The organism is Paenibacillus sp. FW101-FHT12H11 (genome assembly GCF_058790355.1).
Genome location: NZ_JBYTCO010000005.1, coordinates 305,658 through 318,096, shown reverse-complemented (window position 1 = coordinate 318,096; position 12,439 = coordinate 305,658). Strand labels below are relative to the sequence as shown.

General features: G+C 46.9%; 11 protein-coding genes. 4 read left to right on the top strand and 7 right to left on the bottom strand.

Annotation, left to right across the window (positions count from 1 at the left end; genetic code table 11):
- Nucleotides 1–14 precede the first annotated feature (14 nt).
- Nucleotides 15–932 (top strand): AraC family transcriptional regulator, encoded by a 918-nt coding sequence (locus AC3WTJ_RS18150; RefSeq protein WP_492522989.1) that lies wholly within the window; start codon nt 15–17, stop codon nt 930–932.
- Between the two features lie 439 nt (nt 933–1,371).
- On the opposite strand, the gene garD is transcribed toward AC3WTJ_RS18150, so the two are convergent.
- On the bottom strand, nt 1,372–2,907 hold the full coding sequence (gene garD / locus AC3WTJ_RS18145) for a galactarate dehydratase (protein WP_492522988.1): 1,536 nt from the start codon (nt 2,905–2,907) through the stop codon (nt 1,372–1,374).
- Nucleotides 2,908–3,035: 128 nt separating this feature from the next.
- Between garD and AC3WTJ_RS18140 the strand changes: the two genes are divergently transcribed.
- The 3 genes from AC3WTJ_RS18140 (at nt 3,036) to msrA (ending at nt 5,107) form a co-directional block, all read left to right on the top strand.
- Nucleotides 3,036–3,956 (top strand): LysR family transcriptional regulator, encoded by a 921-nt coding sequence (locus AC3WTJ_RS18140; RefSeq protein WP_492522987.1) that lies wholly within the window; start codon nt 3,036–3,038, stop codon nt 3,954–3,956.
- A 415-nt stretch (nt 3,957–4,371) separates the two neighbouring features.
- Nucleotides 4,372–4,686 (top strand): hypothetical protein, encoded by a 315-nt coding sequence (locus AC3WTJ_RS18135; RefSeq protein WP_492523274.1) that lies wholly within the window; start codon nt 4,372–4,374, stop codon nt 4,684–4,686.
- Nucleotides 4,580–5,107, top strand: a complete 528-nt coding sequence (msrA, locus tag AC3WTJ_RS18130; RefSeq protein ID WP_492522986.1) for a peptide-methionine (S)-S-oxide reductase MsrA — start codon at nt 4,580–4,582, stop codon at nt 5,105–5,107. Before AC3WTJ_RS18135 ends, msrA begins: the two co-directional genes overlap by 107 nt.
- A gap of 71 nt (nt 5,108–5,178) precedes the next feature.
- On the opposite strand, the gene AC3WTJ_RS18125 is transcribed toward msrA, so the two are convergent.
- The 6 genes from AC3WTJ_RS18125 to AC3WTJ_RS18100 all read right to left on the bottom strand — a co-directional run bounded on the left by AC3WTJ_RS18125 (nt 5,179) and on the right by AC3WTJ_RS18100 (nt 12,417).
- A complete protein-coding gene (locus tag AC3WTJ_RS18125) occupies nt 5,179–6,303 on the bottom strand; it encodes a glycoside hydrolase family 88 protein (protein WP_492522985.1) in 1,125 nt (374 codons plus the stop codon).
- Between the two features lie 20 nt (nt 6,304–6,323).
- A complete protein-coding gene (locus AC3WTJ_RS18120; RefSeq protein ID WP_492522984.1) occupies nt 6,324–7,202 on the bottom strand; it encodes a carbohydrate ABC transporter permease in 879 nt (292 codons plus the stop codon).
- A 13-nt stretch (nt 7,203–7,215) separates the two neighbouring features.
- Nucleotides 7,216–8,070: an ABC transporter permease gene (locus AC3WTJ_RS18115; RefSeq protein ID WP_492523273.1), complete on the bottom strand. Its 855-nt coding sequence runs from the start codon at nt 8,068–8,070 to the stop codon at nt 7,216–7,218.
- Nucleotides 8,071–8,226: 156 nt separating this feature from the next.
- Complete coding sequence (locus AC3WTJ_RS18110; protein WP_492522983.1) at nt 8,227–9,870, bottom strand: type 2 periplasmic-binding domain-containing protein; 1,644 nt, start codon at nt 9,868–9,870, stop codon at nt 8,227–8,229.
- 155 nt (nt 9,871–10,025) lie between these two features.
- Nucleotides 10,026–11,912, bottom strand: a complete 1,887-nt coding sequence (locus AC3WTJ_RS18105) for a chondroitinase-B domain-containing protein (RefSeq protein ID WP_492522982.1) — start codon at nt 11,910–11,912, stop codon at nt 10,026–10,028.
- 130 nt (nt 11,913–12,042) lie between these two features.
- The gene (locus AC3WTJ_RS18100; RefSeq protein WP_492522981.1) at nt 12,043–12,417 is read right to left on the bottom strand and encodes a cupin domain-containing protein; all 375 of its coding nucleotides are present in this window, start codon (nt 12,415–12,417) and stop codon (nt 12,043–12,045) included.
- Nucleotides 12,418–12,439 lie beyond the last annotated feature (22 nt).

Below are 12,439 nucleotides of genomic sequence, written 5' to 3'. Positions count from 1 at the left end.
TACAGGAGAGTACAATGTCCCAACAACCGCATGAATATCGTGAGACGCTCGCACGGAGCATCGAACGGCTTACAAATCGCGAGAACGGCGCCCATCCGACTTCCATTCCTTCGCTTTTCTTGTTTTACCAAAACCAAGTGACCGAGCCGAAGCATGGCATTCACGAACGTTCTATTTGTTTTGTCTTTCAAGGACAGAAGGAAGTACTGCTTGCTCAGGAAAGATACAGGTACAGCCCAGCAGAATATTTGGTGGCCTCCGTTCAACTGCCAGTCATCAGTCAAATCACTGAAGCATCTCCAGAAGCTCCCTATATGGCGCTGAAACTCAATTTTACCCCGGAAGAAGTCCTGCAGGTCATGAAGGAATCCGGAATTCAACCATCTTCCACAGAACAAGCGAAACGAGGATTATTTATTAACGAGGTGGATGTGCCTCTCTTGGATGCCGTGACTCGATTAATGCAATTACTGGATAAGCCGAAGGATATTCCGTTGCTTGTTCCGATGTTAGTCAAAGAAATTCTGTACCGCGTGCTACAAGGTAAACACGGAAGTACCCTAACACAATTGGCTGTCGAAGGCGGCGGAGCTTTTCGAATCAAGGCGGCAATTGATTATATAAAGGAGAATTACAAACACGCGTTTCGTATCGAGGAGCTTGCCGAGCATGTGAATATGAGCATGCCCACGCTGCATCGGCATTTTAAAGAAATTACCGCGATGACTCCGATTCAGTTCCAAAAGCAGTTGAGATTGCAGGCTGCTCGGAGCCTGCTGTTATCGGAATCGATGAATGCTGCCGACGTCGCATTTCAGGTAGGTTATGAGAGTCCTTCTCAGTTTAGCCGCGAATATTCCAGATTGTTCGGTCTTTCGCCGATTCAAGATATCAAACGGTTAAAGATTTTGGATGGTGATATTTCAGATTGATGAGGAGCAAACTAGCCGATTAAATAAGTGTGAAAGAATATGCCTACTGGCTCCCAAAAAACACCACCTCAAAAGATGGTGTTGTTTACTTAAATCAGTAAATCCATAAAAAATAAAAAACCGCGCTAACCGCGGCTTTTTATGTATGTATATTCTTCTCCTCAAACAAGCAACATTGCTGCTACTGGCATTTCTTTTTCAGAGATATATCACTTAAATCTAACTAATATATGAGTTTTTTCTCGGCTGTCATACCTCCAGAATCCGTCAGTAGTTTTGAATTTTCAGGTTTTAGTAGGCACAATTGTGTCGTTGGACAAATGCCTAAAAGCATATATTTTGATCTTGTCGGCAATCGGAACATATTCTTGTCTCACCCGACAGCCGGGTTAATTCGATTCGATTTATCTATAAGATGTAGCATGTGAACGATACAAAATCAGGTGACGGGTGCAGGGTTAAATAAAGCGAGGTCATTGTGCAGCCCCCAATGGTCTGCCCAAGTTCGCTTGTTCCCGCTCGCAACATCCAAAATGAGATGGAACAGCTCCCAGCCCACTTCTTCAATCGTCGCATCCCCCGTCGCAATGGTTCCCGCGTTTAGATCTATCAGATCATGCCATTGCTCTGCTAACGCATTTCTCGTCGATACTTTGATGACCGGAGCGGCAGCCAATCCGTAAGGCGTGCCTCTTCCAGTTGTAAACACCTGTACATTGATGCCGGAAGCTAGTTGCAACGTACCGCATACAAAATCGCTGGCAGGCGTCGCTGCGAACAGCAGCCCCTTCTGGGTTGCTCTTTCACCAGGAGATAGGACACCGGCAATCGGACTCGTACCCGATTTGACGATAGATCCGAGCGACTTCTCGACGATGTTGACCAAGCCTCCTCTTTTATTCCCAGGTGTCGTATTCGCGCTGCGATCCGCGCTGCCACGATGCAGGTAATCATCATACCAATCCATCTCACGGATTAAAGCTAGCCCAACATCCTCATTCACTGCACGAGGTGTTAATAAGTGAATGGCATCCCTGACCTCCGTAACTTCGGAGAACAACACCGTAGCTCCAGCACGTACCAGCAAATCGGCAGCGTATCCGACAGCCGGATTCGCTGTAACTCCCGAGAATGCATCGCTTCCCCCGCATTGCAAACCAACTACAAGCGCAGATGCAGGACAAGTCATGCGTTTCCGGCTGTTTAATCTGTCAAGGCGCTTCTCCGCCATCGCCATAATCGATCTGACCATGGGCATAAACCCGTGGCTCTCCTGCAGGGTTACGATCTGATCGCTGGAGCCTTCAGGGACGATCCGTTCGGGAAGCAGCTTTTCACACCCCAGTCCGACGACCATGAGCTCCCCGCCGAAGTTCGGATTTTGCGCGAGATTCTGAATTGTGCGTATCGGAATAATGGCGTCAGGCGCGTTAATCGCCACCCCGCAGCCGTAGGTATGCGTTAGTGCGATCACGTCTTCGACGTTTGGAAATCGAGGAAGGAGTTCTTCTTTAATTTTCTTCACTGCGAAATTCAACACGCCGGCTACGCATTGCACACTGGTCGTAATGCCTAAAATATTTTTACTTCCAACACTTCCGTCCTCATTCAAGTAGCCCTCGAACGTATAGCCTTCCAACGGAGGAATGGTTTGTTGTAAGTTGCTTGCTATTGAGAGCTCTAACAATTGAGGCGGTGTCGGCATTCTCACCAATGATTCATCGATCCGGCTCCCCTTCGCTATCCCTCTCATCGCATACCCGATTACCTCTCCATAACGGATAATCGCCTCATCTCGATTTAAATCTGCAAGTGCCACCTTATGACCCTGTGGAACATTTTGCAGGAGCCTAAGGCCGCAAGGAAATACCGTTCCTTCCGGCAGTCCGCCAGTGTTGGCAACAATCGCCATATTATCCTTCGGATTAACCTGAATATACAGCGGCTTTTCACTTTCAACACGTTGAACAGTCACATGGATTGTCCCCTCTCATAAGCACTTGTTCCTGAATTGAACTTATAGTAATCTAGTCTTATCGAAAAGTAAAAGTGATTAAAATACGTTTTCTCTAAATTAATTTAAGAGTTGAGGAGCGACAGTATATGGAGTTGAAGCAGTTGGAATACATTATTCAAATTGCCGAAGACAACAACATTACCAGGGCTGCGGAAAAACTATTCGTTACGCAATCTGCACTCAATCAGCAGCTCCTGAAGCTTGAGAATGAGCTGGGTACGCAGCTCTTCGTTCGCTCCAGAAATAATTGGCATCTGACTCAGGCAGGGGCTATCTATGTTGAAAACGCCAAAAGTATCCTGTTAATCAAGAAAGAGACCTACAACAAAATCAATGACCTGCTTGAGATCAAAGAAGGAACACTAAAGATCGGTTTAACTCCTGAAAGAGGTACCGACATGTTTGCAGCCATTTATCCGGGTTTTTATAATAAATATCCCAAAGTCAAGATCGAGCCCCTTGAAATGACCGTCAAAGAGCAGCAACATGCCATATCTCAAGGCAATCTGGATATCGGCTTTGTCACGCTTCAGCAGACTCAGAAAACGAAAGATGCCTATATTCCAATCTGTTCTGAGCGGATAATTTTGTGTACTCCCAGCTCCCACCCACTCGCTCATTTAGGAGGCCGACTGGGGGAACCACTTCCTGAAATCAGCCTTAACCACTTTGTAGAGGATTCATTCGCCGTCATGCGGAAAGGCTCCACTTTACGGGAAATTTATGACGATCTCTTGGCCGAAGATGATATTTCACCTCCAATTTTATTGGAAACGCGAAGCTGTCAAACTTTGTTCGAACTGGTCGCCGAGGGCATTTGTTGTTCAGTCCTTCCAATCAGTTATGCCAGCTCCACTTCGAATGTCTCCTATTTCTCTCTACGTCAGCATCCAGTGTGGGAAATTGCCGCCAGCTATAAAAAAGACAGCTATCTGAATCAAGCAGCGAAAGAATTGATCTCCCTTTGTAAAGAATATTGGGAAAGAAAGATGAGCGGGCTTAGATAAATTACCGGCCTACACACTATATTGTGTAGGCCGTTTTCATGTACCTTGCGGGTAACTATTTCCAGCAGCAGCATTCCACATACCTATCATCTATCCACAATCTCGTATCTAGGCCATGCGCGCTTTCTGCAGTACGTAGGCTCCAGCAAAATCCGGACAAGGTATCCAGTTGCTCTCTGATCTGGTAAGTAAGGACGCGGCAAATGTTCTGCTTAGTTCAACAGTAAAACACAACAGGTTTGACTCACGCATACCGCGGGTATAATGGTTGAGGATCTCACGAAGGTCTAAGATAGTTTGAGAACCATTGCTTTTCCAATGCGGTATGGGATATTCTAGACATGGATGTTCGAGAAATCACCGATTTGCAGCTTGGGTCTAGTCCTCCTTTGGGTGGTCAAATTTCACGAAGGAGATCGTTTCCGCAAATATCAACGAGCTGCGGGACACCTCCCATGGGATAATAAGGACCGAGGTTAGATCCACTCACGGCGACAGCCATCTCGGTTTGTCTTCCCGGATGGCTGGGCTAATCGGGCTGGCCTACGCTACTGCATTCATCGCGACGACATGGAGAGCGAGGGCTACGGCAAATATCTCAATTAGATTGAGGAGGTTTATACATGCATCAGCGCGCTATACTCGCTGGGGGATGCTTCTGGGGAATGCAAGACTTGATACGGAAGCTTCCCGGCGTCATCTCGACTCGTGTCGGCTATACTGGCGGTGATACTCCGAACGCGACTTATCGCAACCATGGCACTCATGCGGAGGGGATCGAAATCGTCTTCGAAACAGCGGAGACGAGCTACCGGCGCATCCTGGAGTATTTCTTTCAAATCCACGATCCTACGACGCAGAACCGTCAGGGCAACGATATCGGCACAAGCTACCGTTCGGCGATCTACTATGTGAGCGACGAGCAGAGAAAGGTGGCGGAGGAGACGATCGCCGACGTGAATGCGTCGGAACTTTGGCCGGGCAAGGTCGTCACCGAAGTGACGCCTGTCGGCGATTTCTGGGAAGCAGAGCCGGAGCACCAGGACTATCTGGATCGCTATCCGAGCGGCTACACCTGCCACTTCCCGCGCCCCAACTGGGTCCTTCCCAAGCGGGAGGCCAGTGGCACCCTGTCAAGTAGACAACAATGAAATAGAACATTAAGCAGCCTTAGTTCGCTACTCCAACGGACTAAGGTTGTTTAATTTCTTTTGAAACTGCTTTAGAACACCCGATGCTTCCAGCCTTGCAACTTGGCAAGAGCCTCCACATAGTAATAGTCGCCGTAAATCAAAGATACGTTGACATTGGCTTCTGCCGGCTTATGCCCCGTGCCTCCATGGAGAATACCTTCATGCTGCGGTTCATCAAAAGCGGCATAGTTCTCAGATAGGGACAGAAGGATACGTTCAGCAGCTAAACGGTACTTGCTGGCATCTTCTGCCCGAACGAGTTCAGCGAGTTCAAGTAACCCTGATGCTGCAATGCTCGCAGCGGACGTATCCCGTGGCGCTTCGTCCGCATTCGGAACTCGAAAATCCCAAGGAGGTACCATCTCTGCCGGCAGCGAACTAATGAAATGATGAGCGACTTGCTGCGCAGCATACAGATACTTGTCTTGCTTGGTGAAACGATACGTATTCGTCATGCCGTATAACGCCCAAGCATTGCCCCTGGACCAGCAGGATTCCGGCGCATATCCCTGCCAACCTTTATACTCCAGCAGTTCACCTGAACTTGGGTCAAATACAGCGACGTGGCAAGTTGATCCATCTCCTCGAATCATATGCTCAAGTACCATGTCGGCGTGCGCACAGGCCATTTGAGCAAATCGCGGATCTTCAAGCTCCTCCGAAGCCCAGAATAAGATAGACAAATTCATCATACAATCGATGATTGCCCATCCGTGCAAATCACGATTCCAAGCCCGAAGGAATTGCCCGGCCAGATTGAAGCGGCCCGCCAGGAAGTTGGCTGCCGCCAGCCCCCTACGTCTTCCGTCCATATCGCCGGTCAGTTTATATTTGAGAACAGATGTCGGCAAATATTGGAACCCCACGTCATGATGAAAATGGTTCTCTTCCAGCAGATGACGTTCCATCCGAACATCCCAATTCCAAGCTGCATCCTTATAGCGTCCCTCACCTGTCAAATCGTAGAGAATCCATAACATCCCCGGCCAAAATCCAGAGATCCACTGATCCAGCTTCAATCCGTCGTAAGCGCCTGATTTGGCCACGTGTGGCGCAAGTTCTCTATCTTGGCTCAGCATCTGATCCACTTTGCTCTGTACGCCTTTCCACCATCGTTCAATATCAGCGGATTCAATCATAGCAGGTTTTTCCATAGTTTTGTGCTTCTCCTTTATTATCCTTTAATTGCACCGATTAAAGCGCCTTTAACGAAATATTTTTGCAGGAAGGGATAGATCATAAGAACCGGTACTGTTGCGATAATAATCGTAGCATGCTTCAACGTCTCACCAATGACAGATACTTCGCCTGAACCGGCGCCGCTCGCCATCGAACTCGCATCATTCTGCAGCAGAAGCTCTCTGAGCACAAGCTGAAGCGGGTAAAGCGACCGATCTTGCAAAAAAATCAGCGCGTTAAACCAAGCATTCCAGTGGCTCACTCCGTAGTACAGCAGCATGACCGCGACAACTGGCATACAAAGCGGAAGCATAATCCGGAACAAAATCACAAATTCGTTCGCCCCATCCATCTTCGCGGATTCTTCAAGACTATCCGGTATCGCTTCAAAAGCTGTTTTCATCAGAATAAGATTAAAGGCGGAAATCGCTTGCGGAATAATTAATGCCCACAGTGTATTCGCCAAGCCAAGTCCTTTAACCGTAAAATAAAACGGGATCATGCCACCACTGAAGAACATCGTAAAAACAATATAGAGCATCAGCGGCTTCCGATAACCGAGACATTTCCGGGACAGTGCATAAGCACCGAGGGAAGTAAGCAGGATGTTCAGACATAGGCCCACCACAACAATGATCATCGTATTGACATAGCCATGCATGATTGTGCCGTTATCGAACACCAATTTGTAAGCCCTAAGGTTGAAATCAAGCGGTTTCCATAGGATTCCGCTATGCTGCATATATAAGGTTGGGTCGCTTAAAGAGGCGAACAAGACATATACGAGAGGGTATATTGTCGCGATAGCCAGCAGCGATAAAAATACATAGTTTACGAGATCAAACGTCCATTCTCCGACTGATTTGCGATACATGGTCATCCCCCCGTCACCATAAACTGGTATTATTCAACTTGCGGCTTAACCAATTAGACCCGATAACCAGGGTAAAGTTAATTGCCGAATTGAATAATCCGACGGCCGAGCTGAAGCTGTAATTGAATTCCTGAAGGCCCATCCGATACACATAGGAGCTAATGACATCAGCCGTGTCGTAAACTGTTGGATTATACAACAAAATAATTTTCTCCGTCCCCACGTTCATCATGCGTCCCATCTCAAGAATCAATAAAATCACGATTGTAGGCATGATACCGGGCAGCGTGATATGGAACATTTGCTTCCAGCGCCCTGCGCCGTCGATTTTCGCAGCCTCATACTGCTCCGTATCAATGCCGGCTAAGGCAGCCAGATAGATAATTGTCCCCCAGCCAATATGCTGCCATACCCCTGAGGAAACGTAGATCGTACGGAAAAACTGGGCTTCAAGCAGCAGAGAGAGTCGCTCGCCGCCCAGAAAAGCAATCACATCATTGACTAATCCACTGCTGGCAGTGAATTCCTTGATCATGCCGCACACGACAACAAGCGAGACGAAATGCGGCATATAGGTAATGGTTTGGATCGATCGTTTGAAAAATGTCTTTTTAATTTCATTAAGCAGCAGCGCCAGAATAATTGGAGCTGGGAAACCAAAGATAAGATCATACAAGCTGATCAGGATCGTATTCTTGAGTGTCCGCCAGAAATAAATCCCTTCGAAAAATGTTCTAAAATGTTCGAGCCCCGCCCACGGACTTCCTAGAATGCCGAGCCTTGGAGAGAAATCTTTAAAGGCGATGATCGCACCATACATGGGGATATAATGAAACACCCCGAAAAACAAAAGGATAGGAAGCAGCATGACATAAAGCAGTTTATTTTTCTGAATATCTTTGAGAATGCCCAAACCCGGGAACACATTTGTTTTTGCTTTCACAGTTATGGCCGTCCTCGAATCTAACAGTGGTTTGGTTGACATATCGTTCCACTCCTTCCGTATCCAAACCTTAGCGGTCCTCTATCTCTTGTTATATCGATCAAGCGATTTCTGATAAATCTCAACCGCACGATCAATGCCTAACTTTTTAATTTGTTCGACATATTTGTCGTAGTTTTCAAGAGGCTCCTTGCCCATAATGAACTTCGTGAACATCTCTTCTTTATAGTTGCTGACATCGTTAACGATTTTGCCAAGCTCTTTGCTTTCTTCGGCAGTAGGCGTCAGAAAAGCTGGAATGGTGTGCTTCGCTGCGTCGGTATTCATCCATAGTTTCACAGCTGCGTCCTGCTGCGGGTACGTATTCCAGTTGCGTCTTTCGTCCGCTTCATAAGGACCGTTTGGCTTCGTATACTGCGAGACCATTTGCTGCAAACTGTACTTCTCGTTTTTGACGATTTGATCGGTATATACTGGATTCCCGTCTTTCATAGTAAAACTTTCACCTTCGACCCCGAAGTTAAATAAGAGATTGCCTTGCGTGCTGTAGGCATAATCAAGCCAACGAACAGCCAGTTCTGGATTTTTCGTCGTTGCCGAAACCGCCTTACTTGGACCTGGATTATATTTAAAGTCCAATTGTCCTGTAAAAGGCTTCTCCCCTTTTTTGAGGGTTGGATACGGCGAGCCCACCAGATTAAACTTCGGATCTTTCGTTTTCATGGCATCCAGCCATTTCCCCAAACCGCCGCTCAGCAAGCCGACCGTTGCTCCGGTTTGACCGCCAAGTATTTTCGTATCCAACGCTTTTCCGTCAGTCAATGCAAAATCTTTATCAAACAGTCCCTCTGCATACCACTTGCGGAACAACGCTAAGAAATCCTTATATTGCGGGTCAACCGGACCATATTTGACTTTCCCTGCATCATCGAGGTAGAACGTATTCGAAGTATGATAAGCGCCGATAAAAGCATCGCGAATTTCGAAATTCCCATTGACGTAAGTGACACTAAATGGTGCTTTTGCTCCCTTTTTATCACGGAATGTCTTTAACGTCGTCTCCCATTCATCAATCGTCTCAGGCATTGGCAATTGCAGCTCATCTAACCAGTCTTTACGAATGATAGGTCCCCGAAATACAAGTCCGGAAGGGTTACGTATCATTGGAAATACATAATATTTGCCGCTATCCGTTTTAATCATTTTGTCGAGTTCTTTATCTTCTGCCAGCTTTTTCTTCAAATTCGGCGCATACTTATCAATCAAATCATTGAGTTCCAGAATGACTTTATCATTAATCGCCTTTTCCGGACCGCCTGGGTAAGACCCCGCGCTTCTTCCCGTCCAATCATATTCAATGACATCCGGCAGTTTATCCGCAACAATCATCAGATTGAACTGCTCTTTCGTTTGTTGATCATTCGGGTGAATATATTTCACCTCAACGCCGGTAGCTTTGGCCAGCTGTTTACCAAATGGCGTTTCAGCCAAGTTTTGATAAAACGTAGTCGCATTGTTGTTTAAACTTTCCCATGATGTTAACGTTTCCTTGGTATTCAGCGGATAAACTGCCTTCGGTGCATCCGTTGCGGATGGACTTGCACTATTCTTAGTTGTACTGCCAGTCTCCGAGCAAGCGGAAAGTACGATCCCTGTTAACATGAGAACACTTAGCCCAGCAGCGCTGTATGACCGATACTTTCTTTTTGATTTGTTACTTTCCATGTTCATCCCCCATTCCATAGTTAAACTTTTTTTAATTTGGAAGCGCCTACATTCCCTATTTTGCCGAATCCATTCCCAAAAAACTATCTTCAAAAACGAAACAGGTATGCAAAACCTCAAATTTCAGGTTTTGCATACCTGTTTCGTTTTGCATATTACGGGCTATTAGGTCCTACATCCGAGGAACTGAGCGGCATACGGACGATGGACGTAGAGGAGCTGAAGTACTCATCGGCGCCAACATCGTTCGTTGAACGCGTTTGACCATCCATATCCTCGGTGACATAAGAATAGCTGCCAACAGCGGCATTAACGGCTGCACTGCCCGAGGTTAACTTTTGCAAGCCGCCAATCGTTGTGAATGACGGTGTGATATTCCGAATTTCCGAAGAAGTTCTCGAACGATTCGTAACCGTGCTGCCAAAGCCGATATTTCCTTCAAACACGGTGTTCGATGTTTTCACTTCTTCATATAGCGTACCTGTACTGTTGTTAACGATGTTATTCGCTACTCGGCTATCAACGGGCGCTGATGTATAGCTTCTGCCGATAATGATGCCAAAATCGCTGTTCACAATCGTATTGTTCGTAACTTGTGCTCGATACACGCGCCAATGCTTGCTTAAATCCCCACTGCTGTAGTTGGTGGAATTGGTCCCGCCATCCCAATCTCCGCCATCGAGATTAATGGCATCCGTGGTAAGACCCTCAAAATAATTGTTATAAATGCGATGATCCGTCCCATAGATTCGGAACCCGCCTACACCGGCTTTGCTGCCATCGCCCAAAAAGAAATTCCCATAGTATTGATTGTTATTGCCGTGTCTTGCCGTAACCTGCCCTTGCGAATTCCGAATCGTATTGTAGCGAACCGTATTGCCGCTGCTTTTCACGGAAATAATTTCCGGATCGCCATCGCTGTTCTCGAACAGATTATTTTCTACGGTCGCGTTACCGTTTAATAAAGAGACGCCGGATAAGCCAAGACGAATGCTCTCTTTGCCATTCGTAATCCTAGGTGTGCTGTCATAAAAGTAATTGCGGTCGATAATCGTATAGCGCGACATATACGTACTTCCATCGCCATCTACAGCAATGATTGGCCCCGGATCCGCTTTGGATACGAAAATATTCCGATCAATCCGATTGTTGTCGCTGTTAACGCCTCTGATTTTCACCCAATTGTTCGTGGCCCCGGTTTCATTCAAATTGAATTCATTGCGTGTCACGCGAATATGGCTGGACTCATCCATTTTTACCGCGTTGTTGCTTGCACTCGTCGTAGTTGTAAATTTCATTCCCGAAATCGTCACATAAGACGACTGATACAAGCTGAAATAAGCTCCCCCGGAAATAATCGCTTGCCCGCGGTTCAAGGCTTTGATGACGATTTCCTGGCCATCTTGACCGTGAATCCCATTGACTGTAAATGGACCGGATTGTGAGTAGGTGCCATTTTGCAGATAAATGATCCTGCCGGGAACAGCCTGGTCGATCGCAGTCTGCAGCTGAGCCGACGTCGAAACCGTCACTGAATCTTCAACGGGAGCGCTGCCTCCATTTCCAAAAACCTCGACTTCCAAATAGCTGTTCCAAGCGCTAGCCGAATTCCCATGACCAACGATACGCACATACCGGACCGATGCGACATCCGGAAAATCGAAGGTTTGTAGCCCGTCTACCAAGTTACTTGTTACATTGGAAAGCTGCGTCGTGAACGTCGCATTGTCCGCAGAGGTCTGAATATCAAAAGATGAAGTACGCGTAGAGCCATTTAAAAAGGCAATTTTAACAAAAGCTACCGTTACGCTGGAGCCAAGATCGAATTTGATCCATTGGCCATCCCCACTGGCTGACCAACGGGTACCCATATCGCCGTCAACCGTATTCGCTGGAACATTGCCATCGTGGGAGCTTGCGGTCACGCTGGAACCGGGTACGGAGAATTTCGTATCTGCTGCAACAACGAAACCAGGAATCAAACTCATGAATAAAAGTACGCATAACAGGAAGGCTGCAGCCTTCTTCGGTGACAATCTCATGTAACTAACACCGTCCTTTTTGCTGAATGTGATGAAACACTTTGAAACGAAAGCGCTTACCAAATTACTCCTTCAAGACGCTTTCCTCACCTCCTTTCGACATCAAGTCGTTTGTCCCTGAAAAATGCGTTCAAATCGCTGCCTCTTCTTGCTGATTCTTATGCCGGTTGGGACCAGCATGACACCATACCGTTACAATCGGATCTTCCTCGCTTGAATTCAGATGGTGATCTTCTCCAGGCTCGATAACCACAACGTCACCGACCTTAACCTGATGAAACTCCCCATTCACTTCCATGGTTCCCGCTCCTTGCAGGATAAGAAAGGCTTCGCAATCCCCATGGACATGATAGTCGCGACCATCCGGCCCGTCATTTGTATGACTGCGTTCCCCCCGCTTAGCAAAGGAAAGTCCGCCTGAAGACAAATATTTACCGAGCAATATCTCTTGTAAAAGATGACCACTTTGAACATCCTGCAGCTCGTTTAATCGCATTTTTTTCATCTACTATTCCTCCATTCCTTGT